Here is an 18,004-nt window from a genome sequence, read left to right as displayed (position 1 = left end):
CGTCGCCCTGCCCCGCGCATGTGCGTGGATGGCTGGCGGCCTGCGCTGCCGTTGCCTGCCACGACGTGCAGAAATCGACGCAGGGTCAGTCGGCGGCGCCGTCGCCAGCGCGGCGTTGGCGCTTGGCCCGTGGGTGCGCGGCGTCGTAAACCTTGGCCAGGTGCTGGAAATCCAGGTGGGTATAGATCTGGGTGGTCGCGATGTCGGCATGCCCGAGCAGCTCCTGCACGCCGCGCAGGTCTCCGGAGGATTCCAGGATGTGGCTGGCGAAGCTGTGCCGCAGCATATGCGGGTGCACGTGCTTGAACAGGCCCTGGCGTTGCGCCAACTGCTTTATCCGCACCTGTACCGCGCGCTGGCTGATGGGGCCGTTGCGCCCCGGGAAAACAGGCGCTGCGGGGGCACCGTTGGTTTCCGCACGCCAGGCTTCCAGCGCCTCGCGTGCGGGACGCCCGAACGGTACCCGGCGCTGCCGGTTACCCTTGCCGAGCACGTTGACCAGCCCGCTGGCGAAATCCAGGTCGCGCCAGGTCAGCGCGCACAGTTCGCTCAGGCGCAGGCCAGAGGAGTAGAACAGTTCCAGCAGCGCGCGGTCACGCCTTCCCAGGTCACCGTCGGGAGGCAGTTCGACCAGCCGCACGGCCTCGTCGGCATCCAGCACCTGCGGCAGGCGCCGTGGTGCACGCGGGGCTTTCAGTCCCAGGGTCGGATCCACCTGCAGGCGACCGTGCTTGAGCTGCCACGCGTAATACCCCCGGCAGGCCGAGAGACGCCGTTGCAGGCTCTTGGCCGACAGGCCGCGACGATGCTCATCGGCGACGAAGCTGCGCAGGTGTTCCCCGTCCAGCGCATCCACGCTGCGCTCGCGGGCTTCGGCCCAGCGCTGCAGCGCGTCCAGGTCACGCCGGTAGGCATCCAGCGTGTGCGCCGACATGCGGCGCTCGACGGTCATGTACTGCAGGAATGCCGGCACTGCATCGTTCATCCCGGCAGTCAGCCGAACCGCTGCAGCGCAACAGCCAGCGATTCGCCCATCATGCGCAGGAACAGCGTGCCCATGCCCGGGTAGAACCGGTTGGGATCGTGGCTGCCCACGGCGATCAGGCCGACGCCGGGAAGCGGCAACAGCGCCGTGGTCTGGATCTCCTCGGCACGCCCGCCGTACAACACGGCATTCTTCTCCGGCTGCAGGCGGCCGCAGATCGGTTCGCCGTCTTTCAGGCAGTCGCGGAACGGGCCCAGCAGCGGGCTGTCCGCAGCCAGCACCTGCAGCCACGGCGCCTGCTCCAGCCCGGCCACCGGCGTGTGCACGACCAGCCGCACCAGGTCGCCATCGAAATCTTCTTCCAGCGTCGCCGCCATCGCCCGCAGCGTATCGGCGGCGCTGTCCTGCTTCATCAGGGCGAGGGTCAGCTGGTGGGTCCGCACGGCGAGGCGCTCGTTGACCTGCGCCGTGTGGGCCAGGTCGGCCAGTCGACGCGACAGTTCGCGGTTCTTGTCGCGCAGCACGTCCAGCTGGTAGCTGGCCAGCGACGCGGTGGGGCCGTCGTCGCGCGGCACCACCAGGGTGAGCGCCAAATCCGGGAACTGCTTCAGGAAGCCCGGATGCCGCCGCAGCCAGGCCGCAACCTCGTGACCGGCGAGCTTTTCAGTGCTGTCACTCATGCGTTCCACTCCCCTTCGAACACGAATGCGCTGGGTCCGGACATCACCACCGGCTGGCCTTCACCGGCCCACTGGATGCGCAGTTCGCCACCGGGCAGGCTGATCCGTGCATCCGGACCCAGGCGTCCGCGCTGCATCAGCGAAACCGCCGCCGCACACGCACCACTGCCGCAGGCCAGGGTCTCGCCGACGCCACGTTCGTACACCCGCAGGCGCGCATGGTCCGGTTCCAGCACCTGGGCAAAGCCCACGTTGACCGATTCGGGGAACGAGGCATGCTGCTGCAGCGAGGCGCCCAGGCGTTCAACCGGTGCCGCGTCGACCAGGCCGACTTCGATGACGGCATGCGGGTTGCCCATCGACACCGCACCGAAGCGCACGGTCTCCCCCTGCACGGGCAGCAGGTACTCATCGCGCGGGTGGGCGAAGCCGATCAGCGGAATCTGCGCGGGCTCGAATACCGGCACGCCCATTTCCACCGAAAAATGATCCTCGCCGAGCGTACGCACCGGATGCGTGGCCAGCGGGCTGTCAATGGCGAAGTCGCTGTCCGTGGTATCGCCGTTGCGGACCAGCCAGGCGGCCACGCAGCGCGCGCCATTGCCACACTGCTGGGAGCTGCTGCCGTCCGAATTCCAGATCCGGTAGGACGCCACCGACGTGGGTGAGCGCGGGGGTTCGATGGTGATGATCTGGTCGCAGCCCACGCCGGTGTGGCGGTCGGCCAGGCGCGCGGCCAGCTGCGGCGACGGCGGCGGCGTTCCATCGCGCAGGTCGATCATGACGAAATCGTTGCCGGCGCCGTGCATCTTGCTGAAACGCAGCGGGGTGCCGCGGGGGGGCTGACGGCCAGGCTGACGGCCAGCGGCCGTCACTACCGGGGCCTGCGCCGTCACTACCGGCGCCTGCGCCGTCGTTGCCGGACGCTGTGTTGCCTCACTCATTGTTGTCGCCGGCGCCATCGTCGATCTGCGGCGTCACCGGGTCCGGCACGGTGCTGGGATTGCCTGCCCCGGTGTCCTGGGTGGCCGGGGGCGTGCCTGTGTCCTGGCTCGCATCATCAGCGGCCGGCACGTCGACCGGCTCGGCGACTTCTTCCACCGGCACCGGCTTCTGCGGCAGTACCAGCGGACCCTTGTTGCCACAGGCGCTGAGGAACAGCAGCGCGGACGCTGCCAGCGGAATCAGGATGAGGGTTCGGCGGGAATTGTTCATGCCCCGAGTGTAGCGCCGAGGCGCGCCCTGCGTCGCGCGTCGCGCCTGCACTGCGACGGCTGGATTCACGCTTCAGCAGGGGGCAGCGGACGCAGCCACAACCACACGCACACCACCGTCATGCTGCCGATGGAGAACCACTTGACCCAGGCGACCGGCACGCACCAGAGCATGATGGCGGCGCAGACCGCCATGGTCAGCGTGGCCATCCATTTGCCATGGCGACTGACCGCGCCATGGGCCTGCCAGTCGCGGATCGCCGGGCCGAACCGCGGGTGGCCCAGCAGCCAGCCGTGCAGCCGTTCGGAACCGCGCGAAGCGGCCCAGGCAGAAATCAGGATGAACACGGTCGTTGGCAGGCCCGGCACGAAGATACCGACGATGCCGGTGCCCAGGCTGGCATAGGCCAGCAGCCACCACGCCCACTTGAAGCGCGCCCGGCGCGCAGGCGCCGGGGCGTCAGGATCAGCAGGACGGTCAGGCGTGTTCATGCCACCAATATAAACGGTAGTGACGGCCGCTGGCCGTCAAACCGGTTGGGCCGCTGGCCGTCACCGTCGGTGGGTGACGACCGTTGGTCGTCACGCGCTTCGGCCTGGCACCATGACGGCCAGCGGCCGTCACTACCGATCGTTCAGGGGCCGGACACGCCCAGCTGGTCCAGCACGAACGCATAGGACTCAGCCAGTTCCTGGTAACGCTGGAAGCGCCCGGACTTGCCACCGTGGCCCGCCTCCATGTTGGTGCGGAACACGATCGGGTGGGTACCGGTGTTGTCATCGCGCAGCTTCGCCACCCACTTCGCAGGCTCCCAGTACTGCACCTGCGAATCCCACAGCCCGGTGCCCACGAACAGCGCCGGGTAGGCCTGCCTGGCCACGTTGTCGTACGGCGAGTACTTCAGCATGTAGTCGTAGAACGGCTTCTGCTCCGGGTTGCCCCACTCGTCGTACTCGTTGGTGGTCAGCGGGATGGTCGGGTCGAGCATGGTGGTCACCACATCGACGAACGGTACCTGGGCGACCATCACCCGGTAATCCTGCGGCGCCTGGTTGGCCACCGCGCCCATCAGCAGGCCGCCGGCACTGCCGCCGGAGGCGGCCACGCGGTCCTTGGCTGCCCATCCCTGCTGCACCAGCCCACGGGTGACATCGATGAAGTCGTTGAAGGTGTTCTGCTTGTTCAGCAGCTTGCCGTCTTCGTACCAGTCGCGTCCCATCTCCTGGCCGCCGCGGATGTGGGCGATGGCATACACCACGCCACGGTCGAGCAGGCTCACCGCGGTCTGGTTGAAATACGGGTCCATCGACATGCCATAGCTGCCGTACGCGTACTGGAACAGTGCGCCGGTTCCGTCCTTCTTGAAGCCCTTGCGATATACCAGCGACACCGGCACCTTGACCCCGTCGCGCGCGGTGATCCACACCCGGTCGGTTTCATAGTTCGAAGGGTCATAGCCGATCACCGGCTGCTGTTTCAACTGGCGACGCTCGCCGCTCTGCGTGTTGATCTCGAACACCGTGGTCGGGGTGGTCATCGAGGTATACGCATAGCGCAGCCACGGCGTATCGGCTTCGGTGTTGTCGTCCAGGCCCATCGAATACGCCGGCTCATCGGCCTTCACGTAGTCGGTGCGGCCGTCCTTGAACAGCAGGCGGATGCGCTCCAGGCCTTCGGAACGTTCGGCGATGGCGGTAAAGCCATCGAACAGTTCGAAGCCTTCGATGTACACCGCCGGGTCATGCGCGATCCAGTCCTTCCACTGCGCGCGCGAGGTCGCATCGGTGGGCGCGGTGACCAGCTTGAAGTTCTTCGCCCCGTCGTTGGTGCGGATCACCCAGCGGCCATCGAAGTGATCCGCATCGTATTCCACTTCGCGGTGGCGCGGCGCCAGCACGGTGAAGGTGGTCGGATCGCTGGCCGGCGCATAGCACTCTTCGGAGGTCACCGTGCTGTGCAGGCCGATGGTGATGAAGCGGTCGTCGCGGGTACGGCCGATGCCCATGTAGAAGCTGTCGTCCTTCTCTTCGTACACCACCACGTCGCTGCTGGCCGGGGTGCCCAGCACATGCTTCTTCACCCGCACCGTCAGCAGGGTTTCCGGATCGTTCTCCACGTACAGCACGGTGCGGTTGTCATCGGCCCACACCAGGTTGCCGGACGAACCGGTGATGGTGTCCGGCAGCACCTCACCGGTGCGCAGGTCCTTGAAGCGGATCACGTACTGGCGACGGCCCACATCGTCATCGGCCCAGGCCAGCAGCTGGTTGTCCTGGCTGACTTCCATCGTACCCACGCTGAAGTAGCCCTTGCCGGCCGCCATCTGGTTGACGTCCAGCAGGATTTCTTCGGCCGCCTGCATGCCGCCCTTGCGGCGCGCATGGATGGGATAGTCCTGGCCGGTCTCGAAGCGGCTGTAGTACCAGTAACCGCGCTCACGCGCCGGCACGCTGGAATCGTCCTGCTTGATGCGCGCGACGATCTCCTTGTACAGGGTCTCCTGCAGCGGCTTGAGCGGCGCCACGACCTGGTCGGTGTAGGCGTTCTCGGCCTGCAGGTAGGCCAGCATCGCCTTGTCTTCGCGCTTGTCGTCGCGCATCCAGTAGTAGTCGTCGTTGCGGCTGGCACCGAACGGGGCCTTGACCACGTGCGGGCGCTTTTCGGCGTCCGGCGCGATGGGCGGGGGGGCGGCGTGGGTGGTGGTGGTCATCAGGCTCGCAAGCAACAGGCAGAGGGTGGACTTCACGAAGTAAGGCTCCTGGGACGGGATTGCAACGGCTTCCTTGTGCCGCCAGTCTGGGCGCACGTGCCGAAGGGGACAAGCCTGCGGATGGTCATGGTCGCCCGACGTTGCCCGCCAGCGGCCGGCACTGCCGGGATGCCCGGCGTACCATGGGCGGCATGAGCCCCCTGCATGACGACAAGCGACCAGCCTACAGCCGGCGCAGCCACGAGATCGCCCCGTTCCACGTGATGTCCCTGCTGGCCCGCGCACAGGCGCTGGAACAGGCCGGCCACGATGTGATCCATCTGGAAATCGGCGAACCGGACTTCACCACCGCTGCCCCGGTAGTGCGTGCCGGCCAGGCCGCGCTGGCCGCCGGACATACCCGCTATACCGCCGCGCGCGGCCTGCCTGCGCTGCGCGAGGCGATCGCCGGTTTCTACCGCAGCCATTACCAGCTGGATATCGACCCACAGCGGATCCTGGTCACCCCGGGCGGGTCCGGCGCGTTGCTGCTGGCCAGCAGCCTGCTGGTGGACCCGGGCAGGCACTGGCTGCTGGCGGACCCCGGTTATCCGTGCAACCGGCATTTCCTGCGCCTTGTGGAAGGCGGCGCACAGCTGGTGCCGGTCGACGCCGGCACCGCCTACCAGCTCACGCCGGACCTGGTGGCCCGGCACTGGAACGAACACAGTGTCGGGGCGCTGCTGGCCTCGCCCGCCAACCCCACCGGCACCGTGTTGTCGGCCGCCGAACTGGCCGGGCTTTCGCAGTCGCTGCACGCGCGGGGCGGCCACATGGTGGTCGATGAGATCTACCACGGCCTGACCTACGGCATGGATGCCGCCAGCGTGCTGCAGGTGGATGACAGCGCCTTCGTGCTGAACAGTTTTTCCAAGTATTTCGGCATGACCGGCTGGCGACTGGGCTGGCTGGTGGCCCCACCCGCTGCGGTGCCGGAACTGGAGAAGCTGGCGCAGAACCTCTACATCAGCGCCTCGAGCATTGCCCAGCACGCCGCGCTGGCGTGTTTCCAGGACGAGGCGATGGCGATCTTCGAACAACGCCGCGAGGCCTTCCGGCAACGCCGCGATTTCCTGCTGCCGGCGCTGCGCGAACTTGGTTTCCGCATCGACGTGGAACCGCAGGGCGCGTTCTACCTGTACGCCGACGTCAGTGCCTTCACCGACGATGCGCAGGCGTTCTGCGCGCACTTCCTGGAAACCGAGCACGTGGCCTTCACCCCCGGCCTGGACTTCGGTTTTCATCGGTCCAACCAGCATGTGCGGCTTGCCTACACGCAGGAAATCCCGCGGCTGCAGGAGGCGGTGGAACGGATTGCGCGTGGGCTGCGCACGCTGGTGCGGTAGTGACGGCCGCTGGCCGTCACCCCGAGGATCATGACGGCCAGCGGCCGTCACTACCGAGTCATTTGCCGCCCAATCGCTCCCACAGGAAGCTGTAGGCCAGCGCGGACATGTGCGCGGCCTGCGCATTGTTGGCCGCACCGCCGTGGCCGCCTTCGATGTTCTCGTAGTAGGTCACGTCCTTGCCGGCGTCGATCATCTTCGCTGCCATCTTGCGGGCATGGCCCGGATGCACGCGGTCATCGCGGGTGGAGGTGGTGAACAGCACCGGCGGGTACGCCTTCTTCGCATCGAACAGGTGATACGGCGAGAAGGTCTTGATGTACTCCCAATCAGCGGTGTCCGGATTGCCGTATTCGGCCATCCACGAGGCACCGGCCAGCAGGTGGCTGTAGCGCTTCATGTCCAGCAGCGGCACCTGTACCACCACCGCGCCGAACAGCTCCGGGTACTGGGTAAGCATGTTGCCGGTCAACAGGCCACCGTTGCTGCCGCCCTGCACGCCCAGGTGCCTGGCCGAGGTGATCCTGCGGGTGACCAGATCCCGGGCGACGGCGGCCATGTCTTCATAGGCCTTGTGACGGTTCTGCTTCAGCGCCGCCTGGTGCCAGCGCGGGCCATATTCGCCACCGCCACGGATGTTGGCGACCACGTACACCCCGCCCTTCTCCAGCCAGGCGCGTCCCATGCCGCCGGAATAGTTCGGGGTCAGCGAAATCTCGAAACCACCGTAGCCATACAGCAGCGTCGGATTGGAACCGTCGAGCTTCATGGCCTTGTCGTGCACCACGAAGTACGGCACGCGGGTGCCGTCCTTGCTGGTGGCGAAGTGCTGTTCGATGACCTTGCCTTCGGCATCGAAGAACGCCGGCATGGTCTTGAGCACTTCCGGCGCCTTGCCGATCTCGGCAATGGCCAGCGTGGTCGGGGTCAGGTAATCAGTGGCGGTCAGCCACACGGCATTGCTGTCGTTGCTGTCCACCGCGCCCACGCCCAGCGTACCGAACGCCGGTGCACCGACGAATTCGCTGGTGGTCCAGCCATTGCGGCCGGGGGTCAGTACGCTGAGGCGGTTCTTGACGTCGTCCAGCACGTTCAGCACGACGTGATCGCGGGTCCACACCGCACCGGCCAGCGAGGTGGTATCGGTCGGCGCGAACAGCACGTCGAAGTCACGCTTGCCGGCCAGGAAATCCTCCAGCGTGGCCGCCAGCAGCGAACCGGCGGGGTAGGTCTTGCCACCCACCGTCCACGGCTCGCGCAGCTCCAGGCTCAGCCACTGCTTGTGCAGGCCCTTTTCAGCGGAGTTCGGCGCGTCGATCCGGGTCAGCTTGCCATCGTCGGCACGCAGGTAGAGTTCGTTGTTGTAGAAGGCCAGCGTGCGGCTGACCAGGTTGCGTTCGAAGCCCGGCGTGTCATCGTGCAGGGCCGCGATGTACATGTCATCCGGCTTGCCTTCGTACACCACCTGCGCCGCGGCCAGCGGCGTGCCGCGCTTCCACAGCTTGGCCACCCGCGGGTACCCGGACGTGGTCATCGCGCCATCGCCGAAATCGGTATACACGAACACGCTGTCACGATCGATCCAGCCCAGCCCGCCCTTGGATTCGGGACGGAAGAAGCCATCGGTGACCCAGCTGCGGCTGGCCAGGTCGAACTCACGGGTGACATCGGCATCGGCGCCGCCGCGCGATAGCGCGATCAGGCAGCGGGTGTATTCCGGGCGCAGGCACTCCACGCCATGCCACACCCAGTTCTCGCCTTCGGCCTTGTTCAGCGCGTCCAGGTCGAGCACTGTTTCCCACTGCGGCGATGCCTTGCGGTATTCGGCCAGGGTGGTGCGGCGCCACAGGCCACGTTCGTGCTGCTTGTCCTTCCAGAAGTTGTAGTAGTAGTCGCCAATCTTCTCGACGCCGGGAATCTTGGCGTCCGAATCGAGCACTTCGCGGATGCTGGCTTCCATCTGGCTGAAGGCAGGGGTCTGCGCGAGGCGGCCTTCGGACGCGGCGTTCTGCTCCTTCACCCAGGCCAGCGACCTGTCGCCGGTAACGTCTTCAAGCCAGGCGTAGCGGTCGGTCTGTTCAGTTTCAGCGGCCACGGCGGTCCCCACCGAGGCAGCGGTCATCATGCCCGCCAGCAGGCAGGCGGAAGCGAGTCGTGACATTGCAGTTCCAGGCAGTCATAAGCTGCAGAACGCTATCACAGGGCCTGCGCCCTGCCCCCGTGTCGAAGGTCAGGCCGTGCGGACCGTGCGCGTGCCGCGCCGCCGCGCCTGCACACGGCGGCGTGGCCAGCGCGGCAGCGGGAAGCGCAGCAGTGACCACCACGCCACCAGCGGCATGCCCAGCAGCCACAGCGGCATCCAGCCGAGCCATGTGCTGCTGCCGCGTGCGGCCGGCCACACCAGCACCATCGCCAATCCCGCCAGCGCCGCATGCCTGACGCAACGCAGCAGACGGGGGTCCGGATGGCTGTCCGGTGAGGGCGTACGGGCAGGATGACGTTGGCGCATGGCGGTCTCCGGGGTTGAAGGGTGATCCAGGTCGCCACCTTGCGCCCGTCGTTTCTCACCAGCTGCGACATCCATCCGTCAGACACCATTGACGAATCCCTCGCGCGCATTCGACCATGCTTGCGCACGCCCTCCTGGAGCCCGCTTTCCCATGCCGTCGATCCGCCCGTTGTGTGCTGTCCTGCTGACCACCCTGATCGTCGGGCCGGGTTGTGCGATGTTCCGTTCCAGCGCATCCAGCGCCCCGGAGCCGGTTGCCGTGGCCGAAGCGGGCGAGCTGGGGGCCCCGATCAACCTGCAACGCTTCATGGGCACCTGGTATGTGATCGGCCGCGTGCCCAATTTCATCGAACGTGGCCATGTGGCCAGTGTCAATGAATACACCCTGCGCGAGCCGCAGAAGATCGGCATCACCTATCGCTATCGCGATGGTTTCGGTGAACCGATGCAGGAAATCCAGGCGCGCGCCTCGGTCGACGAAGACAGCGGCAACCACGACTGGCGCACCTGGTTCTACCGCGTGGTACCCACCCATTCGCGCGTGCTGGAAGTGGCGCCGGATTATTCATGGGCGCTGGTCGGCTATCCCGGCCGTGAGATGGCGTGGATCTTCGCGCGCAAGCCCGAAATGGAAAACGCGCTGTACAAGCAGCTGGCCGAGCGCCTGCGCGACGAGTACGGAGTCAACACCGACAAGCTCAAGCGCGTTCCGCAGCAGCGCAGCCAGGTGGACAAACTCGGTTACGAAGTGCCGAACCAGCGCTGACTGCACACGCCTGTCGTGTCGGAACACTGCCGGGCGCTGCCCGGCAGTTTGTTATCTGCGGCTGTAATGGGCGACCAGGCGGTCGCCCAGCATCTGCAGCAGCTGCACCAGCACCAGCAGCAGCACCACGGTGACCAGCGCCACGTCGGTATGCGAACGCTGGTACCCGTCGCGGAAGGCCAGGTCGCCAAGGCCACCGGAGCCGATCGCACCGCCCATCGCGGTGAAGCCGATCAGGGCCACGGTGGTGACCGTGGCGCCGGCGATCAGGCCGGGACGCGCTTCAGGCAGCAACACCCGCGTGACCAGCTGCCAGGTGGTGGCCCCCATCGCCTGGGTCGCTTCGATCACGCCGCGGTCCACTTCGCGCAGCGCGGTTTCCACCAGCCGTGCATAGAACGGCGCCGCGCCGATCACCAGCGGTACGATCGCGCCGCGCACGCCAAGCGACGTGCCCATCAGCGCCAGCGTGACCGGGATCAGTACGATCATCAAAATGATGAACGGCACCGAGCGCAGCAGGTTCACCACCAGCGCCAGCGCCCCGTAGGCGATCGGCCGGCGCCGCAGCTGCGGCGAACCGAACAGGTACAACAGCACGCCCAGCGGCAGGCCGATGGCCAGCGTCAGCGGCAGCGAACCGGCCAGCATCAGCAGCGTGTCCACGGTGGCCTGGCCGATATCGGCCCACTTGCCGGCGTCCAGGTGGCGGAAGAAGCCGCCATTGCTTGCAAAGATCATCGGCGCAGCTCCTCTACATGCACGCCCGCGGCGGCGAATGCCTGTTGCGCGGCGGCCTGGTCGCCCCCTACCAGCGACACGACCAGCTGCCCGTACGGCGTGTCCTTGATGCGGTCGATGCGGCCGGACAGGATGTTGTAATCCACGCCGGTCTGCCGGGCGACGCTGCCCAGCAGCGGCTGGTAGGTATCAGCGCCGAGGAACGTCAGCCGCACGATGGTGCCGCCGACGGTGTCGAAGTCGCCGTGCAGCGTGCCCTCGTCGATGTGTTCGGACTCGCTGACGAAACGACGCGTGGTCGGATGTTGCGGGGTGCAGGAACACGTCGGTGACCGGCCCCATTTCCACCATCTCGCCGGCGTCGAGCACCGCCACGCGGTCGCAGACCCGACGGATCACATCCATTTCGTGGGTGATCAGCACGATGGTCAGGCCCAGTTCGCGGTTGATCTTCGACAGCAGCGCCAGCACCGAGGCGGTGGTCTGCGGATCCAGCGCGCTGGTGGCTTCGTCGCACAGCAGGATCTGCGGCCCGGTGGCCAGCGCGCGGGCAATGCCGACCCGCTGTTTCTGCCCGCCGGACAACTGTGCCGGATACTTGTCCGCGTGGGCCTGCAGGCCAACGGTCTGCAGCAGCTCGGCGACCCGTGCATCGATCTGCGCGCGCGGCGTGCCGGCCAGTTCCAGCGCGAAGGCGACGTTGGACGCCACCGTGCGCGAGGACAGCAGGTTGAAGTGCTGGAAAATCATGCCGATGCGCCGACGCAGCGTACGCAGGCCGGCCGTCTCCAGTGCCGTCACGTCTTCGCCCGCAATGAGCAGGCGACCGCCGCTGGGATCTTCCAGCCGGTTGATCATGCGGATCAGGGTCGATTTGCCCGCGCCGGAATGGCCGATGATGCCGAACACCTCCCCTTCCTGGATGGTCAGGTCGAGCGGCTGCAGCGCGCTGATCGCGCGGCCGGCTACGGCATAGGATTTGTGCAGGCGCTGGAACTCGATCACGGAGCGGCTCACCAGAGGGGGCGACGGGGGGGGGGGCGTGCAGCCTACCAGCGCGCGCGTCCCTGCGCCCGCGCCAGTCACCACAATGATATTCCGTTTGCTTCTAAGCAGGCGCGGTGAGCGCCGGCTGCAAGCTGGCGGAGTGCCGGATTCCGTATTGATGGAAGCCCCTCCTTCCCTCCCCGGAGCCCGTTGCATGCCTTGCCTGTCCCCTGCTGCATCCGCCTGCGCCCCCACCCCGCCCGCTTCGTCCGGCGCACCAGCACATGTGCGCCACGCCCTGGCTGCGGTGCGTGGCGGCATGGCGGTGCCCGGCCAGTGGGCCAATCAGCCCCTGCGATCCCTGCCTTCCCCTTCCGCGACCAGGCGCCCCGCCGGGGACGCCGCGCGCGACCAGGCCCGCCATATGCTGGACCGGCACCCTGTCGCCGCACAGTTGTTGCTGGCCGGCCTGGCCCGGGATCACGGCGGCGATGCTGCGCCGGCGGCACTGATCCAGGCACTGGCCCGCCATCGCAGCCTCGTGCAACGGGTGGACGAACGTCTCGCCACGCAGGGCGCCGCAGGCTACCAGGCGCTGCAGCGGCAGCTGCGCATGCGCGCGCCGTGGGTCGCTGCCAGCACGATATTCGAGCAGGCGCTGTCCGCCCGCAGGCGCCGCGATCTCGATCGTAGTGACTGCCGCAACGACAGCCGCCAGCCCACGCCCGTGGCGGAGGACGCAGCGCCGGACGTCGGCCCGCCTGGACGGCAGGGGATCCACGGCGAGCCGTTGCGCCTGCGCACCATGGTGCAGGCCGCGACCGCCGCACTGTTGCTGGGGGCACAGGGCAGAGGCGCCGAGGCGCTGCAGCGAAGCGATCAGCAGGCGTTGATACCTGCCGCTGCATCAGCCGGCCTGCCGGCCCTGTGTACAACAGGGCCGGCACGCGCCATCGCTGTCAGCGGGGCCGCCATGGTGATGACCGGCCTTGCGTTGTGGGCGACGTTGCCATCGCGCCCGGCAGCGGGCTCCATCGCAGGCGTATCGGATCCGCTGGCGCCGGCCGCGCCATCGGCCGCGTTGGAAACGCTGCGCTATCTCGACCAGCACCACGGTCGTGATGGCGATACGTTGCTGGAGGGACTGCTCTGGCGCGAAGCGAGCGACCCGCTGGCGCCGGCGGAGATCTTCGCCAGCCTGCCTGCCGACAGCCTCGCCCGGATGCAGGACCTGGCCGGACCGGATACCCCTTTGGGCCCCTGGCTTGCCGCCCTGCTGGACCTGCACGGCCCGACGGGGGTCACTGCGCCGTTTGCGCAGCTACGGCAGGTACGAAGGGTGCGCAGCGTTGGCGGTGCCAGCCACGCAGCCGGCTCGCCCCCTGCCCCGGCGGGCATCCAGGTTGCGGCGTGCCGGGCCATTGCACCGGCCAGCCAGCCGCTGGCAGGCGTTGAGACAGCGACCCTGGCCGTCACCTCGAATGCGGTGGTGGCGCAGGTGCCGGACGACGAGCTGAGCGCTTTCGCCGGTTGCCTGCAGGCACTGCAGGATGCGCTGCAGGTGAAACGCGGCGCACTGCTCACCCAGCTCGAACAGGCCGCTGGCAGCTTCCCCCTGCAGCCCGAAGTGGACGCCGTGCGCAGGCAAACGCTGGGTCGGCTGGTCACACGTACCCGCCAGCTCTCCCAGCGCGTGCATGACGCACTGGTGCAGAGCAACGCGCGCATCCTGGCCGTGCTTGGCTGACCCTGCGCCTGCCAAGAGATCGACCCGGTTGGGAAGCCGCCGATGCCGCTGTCAGGGGTGGTCCAGCGGCATCGGCGGCGCCTGCCGGTTGACCCGTTCGCGGTGCAGCAGGTACAGCCCCGATGCGACGATGATGGCCGCCCCGCTCCAGGTCCAGGCATCGGGCAACTGCTGCCAGAACAGCAGGTCCCAGCCGATCACCCAGACCAGCCCGGTGTATTCCAATGGCGCGATCATCGACGCTTCGCCCAGCTGGAAGGCACGGGTGAGGGCGATCTGGCCCAGCGCGCCCGCCAACCCCATGCCAGCCACCAGCGGCGCGTCGGCCCACTGCATCGGCACCCAGCCCGGCCAGGCCAGCAGGCCGGCGCCAATGGCCATGATCACCAGGAACCAGACCACCATCGACTGCGAGGTATCGGTACGGGTCAGCAGGCTTACCGTGATGGCCGCCACCGCATACGCCGTGGCCGCCACCAGCACCACCAGCCCGGGAATGGAGATGAAGCCGTCCACGCCCGGTCGCAGCACTACGATGACCCCCAGCAGGCCGATGCCGATGGCCACCCAACGCCGCGGCCCGACCCGCTCGCCCAGCAGCGGCACCGACAGCGCCGCGATGATCAGCGGAGCGACGAAATAGATGCTGTAGGCGGTTGAAAGCGGCAGGTCACGCAGCGCGAAGACGAAACAGCCGATCATCACCATGCCCAGCACGCCGCGCAGCAGGTGCAGTCCCCAGCGCCGCGGGATCAGTGAGCGCGGCCCGGCACTGGCCAGCACCCACACCAGCACGAACGGCAGCGAGGCCGCACCGCGCAGGAAGGTGACCTGCAAGGACGGGTAGCCAGCGGACAGCTGCTTCATGCCCGCATCCATCAGCGAAAAACAGGCGACGGCGGCGACCATCCAGAAGACGGCGCGCGAGGGGGAGGCAGGGGCGTTCATGACCCATTATCGCCCTTGCCCTGCCGACCTTCCAAGGCGGGTTGGGTAGAATGGGGGCACTGAATCCAGGAGTTTCCCCATGCCTTCTTTCGACGTCGTCTCCGAAGTGGACAAGCACGAGCTGGTCAACGCAGTCGACCAGGCCAACCGTGAACTGACCACGCGCTTTGATTTCAAGGGCGTGGCTGCGAAGTTCGAGCTGGAAGACAGCGTGATCTCGCAGTCTGCGCCGAGCGAGTTCCAGCTGCAGCAGATGACCGACATCCTGCGCGCGCGGATGGCCGCCCGCCAGATCGACACCAAGAGCCTGGAATTCGGCGAGGTGGAAACCAACGTCGCCGGTGCCCGGCAGAAGATCACGGTCAAGCAGGGGATCGAGCAGAAGATCGCCAAGAAGATCGCCGCCACGCTGAAGGAAGCCAAGCTGAAAGTGGAAAGCCAGATCAACGGCGACAAGCTGCGGGTGAGCGGCAAGAAGCGCGACGACCTGCAGGACGCCATGGCCCTGCTGCGCAAGAACGACTTCGAACTGCCGCTGCAGTTCGACAATTTCCGCGATTGATGCAGCAAAAAAGGGGCGGAGGGGATCAAGTCGCTTTCGGCCAAGGAGCGGGCCGAAAACGCCCCCCCCCCCTTTTTCCATGCGCTTCTTCACGTTTTTTCGCGCACGTGAAAAGCGATCGAAAACGAACAGATAAACGGCAGGAAAATCCACTTGACCCGCCGAAATGTCGGGATTAGCATCGCCATGCAGCCATCCCATGGTCGCTTGCGGGATAGCCGCACCGCCTGAAGCCAGACCCCGTTCGCGCTCGACTGGATTGATTGCACTGACTGCTACCTGGGAGCATGGACATGCTGATGGATTCCTACGAAAGCACTGTACTGAGCGTTACCGTCGCCGCAGATCTCGCCCGGAAACGGCTCGATCGCGGTGTCAAGCTGAATGCAACCGAGGCCCGCGCCATCATCATGTCGACATCGATAGAGAGTGCGCGGGCCGGAGAGACATTGGCAACAGTCCGCGATCAGGCCAAGAAGATCATCGGCAGGGATAAGGTCCTCGATCACGCCGAAAAGCTGCTGCATACCATCCGCATCTATGCCCAGTTTCCAGACGGCCGGTATCTGATTATCGTCCGCGATCCCATTTCCTGACTTTCATCGGCCACCCGGTTTCAGTGTCGAGAACGGGGAGCAGCCGAAGCCGCGGGCCGTGCTGCTTTTCGAAAACCCGCAAGCCAGTCATCGCATCCAAATGCATCGGGAGCATCCAGCATGGCAGCCGAACCCTACCTGCTCACGCGAGCGCAGTATACGCAGCGATACGGGCCGACGACCGGCGACGTGATTCGACTGGCCGACAGCAACCTGCTGATCAAGGTCGAACATGACTATGCGTACTACGGCGACGAGAATACGGTTTCGTTGCTGGGCGTGGTACGCGACGGCATGGGGCAGGCCATCGGCGGTGCGCCCGCGGAATGCCCGGACCTGGTCCTCATCAATGCGGTCATCGTGGACCATAGCGGAATCTACAAGGCTGACGTAGGGATAAAGAACAGCAGAATCATCGCTATCGGAAAGGCGGGCAACCCTGACGTTCAGCATGATGTGGATCCGCTGCTGGTCATCGGCTCCCAGACCACGGTCCTGGACTGCGCAGGCAAGATCATTACCGCCGGCACCATCGCCGTGGACGTACCGGTGCAGTCGGCGGAGAGCGTGATGGCGCTGGTCGAATCGGGGGTCACCACCATCATTGGTGGAGGAGCCTCGCTACCCGGCATCAACATGTCGCCCCCTGCAGCGGACCGCAACACGGTGCAGTCCATTGTCCTGGCAGTGGATCCCTTCCCGGTCAACCTGCTTGTCAGTCTTTCAGTAAATGATGCCGATCCAGGCCTCATTAGACCGGCCGTGGAAGAGAATGGCTTGGGAGGCGTGCGCATTACGGACTTCAGAGGCGCAACTCCCGCCGCCATTGATGCAGTGCTGAGTGTGGCGGACCAGTATGACGTGGCCGCGTCTTTCGACGGCAGCAGCGGCGCCGAATCGGGAGAGCACGCAGCGCAGACTGCCGCATTCAATGGCCGAACCGTCGTGTTCGTGGGGGTCGATGCCGTCGAGTCCGGTGACCCCATGCAGTTGCACAACGTCGAGTATGCCAATGTTCTGCCTGCGGCCTGCATTGCTGCGTTTCCCTATACCCAGAATCAGCTTGACATGCTGCTGGATGCCCGGATGATCCATGACGACGTGCGTGGCGACTCGCCAGCCGATGGATCGGATCTTGCTGAACGCGCAGCGAGCGCAGGTATCCTCCAGGCAGTGACGGTCCTGATGGACATGGGCGCGATCCCCGCCGTTTCCGGCAGCACGATGGTTCCCGAAGCAAACGCCGAGATCGCACGACGGACGTTCATGCTGGCCAATGTCAACAAGGCTCAACGTGGCCCACTGTCCGAAGACGATACAACGTCTGATAATTTCCGGGTCAAGCGCTATCTCTCGAAATACACCATCAATCCCGCGATCATGCATGGAATCGCGCACGACGTGGGCAGCATCGAGACAGGAAAACTTGCCGACATCGTCGTGTGGGATCCCGCGTGGTTCGCCGTGAAGCCCGACTTTGTCGTCAAATCAGGAGAGGTCAGTTACTCCTCGGTCTCCGGATTCACCGCCAATGGCAAGGCGACGCTTTTTGTAAACGAGGCGTTCGTGGAAAGCGGGTCGATAGTGAACTTGGTGAGCAACCATACCACCAGCATCATCCGGGGGACCCGATGGATAGCGCGCGGGGACTGCGTACATAATGGATATCTTCCCAAGATGAAGATCGACCCTCAGAACTTCAGTGTGGAAGCGGACGGAATCAGATTGACCGCCGGCTTCGCGGACCAGTACACAGCCTTCTCCAGCTTCTACTCACTTTAGGTCAGCCAGAGGAATCGGACGTAATGAACAACGCAACGTACAGCCCAGGCGAGATCATCCATGCAGGCACCCCGATCAGGCTCAATCAAGAAGGAACATTCCGGCGGATCGACGTCACAAACAAGGGCGATAATCCCATCAGCGTAGGGAGCCATTACCACTTCTTTGAAACGAACCCGCAGCTTTCCTTTGACAGGGCGTGTGCCCCTGGCTATCGCCTTAATATTCCGGCAGGTGACTATCTGACCTTCCCCCCCAGTGCTACGCGCAGCATTGATCTGGTCGAGCTCGACAGCGACCGGATGGCCGCGGCAGAGCAGAAGATTGTTACCTAGAGCTCATCCGGCCAGGAGCACGTTGCGCCCTCTCTCACCTGCTCTGATCGACGCGA

17 protein-coding genes and 1 pseudogene are annotated in these 18,004 nt (G+C 66.0%); 7 read left to right on the top strand and 11 right to left on the bottom strand.

The features are described 5' to 3' along the window. Nucleotides 1–85: 85 nt before the first annotated feature. From xerC to QE373_RS02775, 6 genes are all read right to left on the bottom strand, one after another. Nucleotides 86–985 carry a tyrosine recombinase XerC gene (gene xerC, locus QE373_RS02800; RefSeq protein WP_309683407.1) on the bottom strand — a complete coding sequence of 300 codons (900 nt, stop codon included), beginning with the start codon at nucleotides 983–985 and terminating at the stop codon, nucleotides 86–88. 8 nt (nucleotides 986–993) lie between these two features. After that, nucleotides 994–1,665, bottom strand: a complete 672-nt coding sequence (locus tag QE373_RS02795; protein ID WP_309683405.1) for a DUF484 family protein — start codon at nucleotides 1,663–1,665, stop codon at nucleotides 994–996. Beyond that, on the bottom strand, nucleotides 1,662–2,474 hold the full coding sequence (dapF, locus tag QE373_RS02790; RefSeq protein WP_309689522.1) for a diaminopimelate epimerase: 813 nt from the start codon (nucleotides 2,472–2,474) through the stop codon (nucleotides 1,662–1,664). Before dapF ends, QE373_RS02795 begins: the two co-directional genes overlap by 4 nt. 127 nt (nucleotides 2,475–2,601) lie before the next feature. Continuing rightward, on the bottom strand, nucleotides 2,602–2,880 hold the full coding sequence (locus tag QE373_RS02785) for a lipoprotein (RefSeq protein WP_309683403.1): 279 nt from the start codon (nucleotides 2,878–2,880) through the stop codon (nucleotides 2,602–2,604). Between the two features lie 65 nt (nucleotides 2,881–2,945). Continuing rightward, nucleotides 2,946–3,371 (bottom strand): YbaN family protein, encoded by a 426-nt coding sequence (locus QE373_RS02780; RefSeq protein ID WP_309683402.1) that lies wholly within the window; start codon nucleotides 3,369–3,371, stop codon nucleotides 2,946–2,948. Nucleotides 3,372–3,514: 143 nt separating this feature from the next. Continuing rightward, nucleotides 3,515–5,626 (bottom strand): S9 family peptidase, encoded by a 2,112-nt coding sequence (locus QE373_RS02775; protein ID WP_309683400.1) that lies wholly within the window; start codon nucleotides 5,624–5,626, stop codon nucleotides 3,515–3,517. A 155-nt stretch (nucleotides 5,627–5,781) separates the two neighbouring features. Between QE373_RS02775 and QE373_RS02770 the strand changes: the two genes are divergently transcribed. Then, a complete protein-coding gene (locus QE373_RS02770) occupies nucleotides 5,782–6,975 on the top strand; it encodes a pyridoxal phosphate-dependent aminotransferase (protein ID WP_309683398.1) in 1,194 nt (397 codons plus the stop codon). A 58-nt stretch (nucleotides 6,976–7,033) separates the two neighbouring features. Here QE373_RS02770 and QE373_RS02765 read toward each other — a convergent pair whose 3' ends face one another. Both QE373_RS02765 and QE373_RS02760 read right to left on the bottom strand, forming a co-directional pair. After that, a complete protein-coding gene (locus QE373_RS02765; RefSeq protein WP_309683396.1) occupies nucleotides 7,034–9,136 on the bottom strand; it encodes a prolyl oligopeptidase family serine peptidase in 2,103 nt (700 codons plus the stop codon). Between the two features lie 69 nt (nucleotides 9,137–9,205). Then, on the bottom strand, nucleotides 9,206–9,484 hold the full coding sequence (locus QE373_RS02760; protein WP_309683394.1) for a hypothetical protein: 279 nt from the start codon (nucleotides 9,482–9,484) through the stop codon (nucleotides 9,206–9,208). A 151-nt stretch (nucleotides 9,485–9,635) separates the two neighbouring features. On the opposite strand from QE373_RS02760, the gene QE373_RS02755 reads away from it, so the two are divergent. Then, on the top strand, nucleotides 9,636–10,250 hold the full coding sequence (locus QE373_RS02755; protein WP_309683391.1) for a lipocalin family protein: 615 nt from the start codon (nucleotides 9,636–9,638) through the stop codon (nucleotides 10,248–10,250). A gap of 51 nt (nucleotides 10,251–10,301) precedes the next feature. On the opposite strand, the gene QE373_RS02750 is transcribed toward QE373_RS02755, so the two are convergent. Next, nucleotides 10,302–10,991: a methionine ABC transporter permease gene (locus QE373_RS02750; RefSeq protein WP_057508884.1), complete on the bottom strand. Its 690-nt coding sequence runs from the start codon at nucleotides 10,989–10,991 to the stop codon at nucleotides 10,302–10,304. Continuing rightward, nucleotides 10,988–11,996 (bottom strand): annotated as a pseudogene (locus tag QE373_RS02745) (methionine ABC transporter ATP-binding protein). The gene QE373_RS02750 and the pseudogene QE373_RS02745 overlap by 4 nt, the downstream one beginning before the upstream one ends. Nucleotides 11,997–12,192: 196 nt before the next feature. Between QE373_RS02745 and QE373_RS02740 the strand changes: the two are divergent. Beyond that, on the top strand, nucleotides 12,193–13,725 hold the full coding sequence (locus QE373_RS02740; protein WP_309683387.1) for a hypothetical protein: 1,533 nt from the start codon (nucleotides 12,193–12,195) through the stop codon (nucleotides 13,723–13,725). Between the two features lie 51 nt (nucleotides 13,726–13,776). On the opposite strand, the gene QE373_RS02735 is transcribed toward QE373_RS02740, so the two are convergent. Beyond that, the gene (locus QE373_RS02735) at nucleotides 13,777–14,673 is read right to left on the bottom strand and encodes a DMT family transporter (protein WP_309683384.1); all 897 of its coding nucleotides are present in this window, start codon (nucleotides 14,671–14,673) and stop codon (nucleotides 13,777–13,779) included. Between the two features lie 79 nt (nucleotides 14,674–14,752). Between QE373_RS02735 and QE373_RS02730 the strand changes: the two genes are divergently transcribed. The 4 genes from QE373_RS02730 (at nucleotide 14,753) to QE373_RS02715 (ending at nucleotide 17,948) form a co-directional block, all read left to right on the top strand. Continuing rightward, entirely contained in the window at nucleotides 14,753–15,235 is a 483-nt protein-coding gene (locus QE373_RS02730) for a YajQ family cyclic di-GMP-binding protein (protein WP_057508881.1), read from the top strand. Between the two features lie 299 nt (nucleotides 15,236–15,534). Beyond that, nucleotides 15,535–15,831, top strand: coding sequence for an urease subunit gamma (locus QE373_RS02725; RefSeq protein ID WP_309683380.1), 297 nt, complete (start codon nucleotides 15,535–15,537; stop codon nucleotides 15,829–15,831). A gap of 120 nt (nucleotides 15,832–15,951) precedes the next feature. Then, the gene (locus tag QE373_RS02720; protein ID WP_309683377.1) at nucleotides 15,952–17,613 is read left to right on the top strand and encodes an urease subunit alpha; all 1,662 of its coding nucleotides are present in this window, start codon (nucleotides 15,952–15,954) and stop codon (nucleotides 17,611–17,613) included. A 23-nt stretch (nucleotides 17,614–17,636) separates the two neighbouring features. After that, nucleotides 17,637–17,948 (top strand): urease subunit beta, encoded by a 312-nt coding sequence (locus tag QE373_RS02715; RefSeq protein ID WP_309683374.1) that lies wholly within the window; start codon nucleotides 17,637–17,639, stop codon nucleotides 17,946–17,948. The last annotated feature ends 56 nt before the right edge of the window (nucleotides 17,949–18,004 follow it).

The organism is Stenotrophomonas sp. SORGH_AS_0321 (assembly GCF_031453215.1).
Lineage (GTDB): Bacteria > Pseudomonadota > Gammaproteobacteria > Xanthomonadales > Xanthomonadaceae > Stenotrophomonas > Stenotrophomonas chelatiphaga.
The sequence above is the reverse complement of the archived record's forward strand: the minus strand, read 5'-3'. Positions and strand labels throughout refer to the sequence as shown.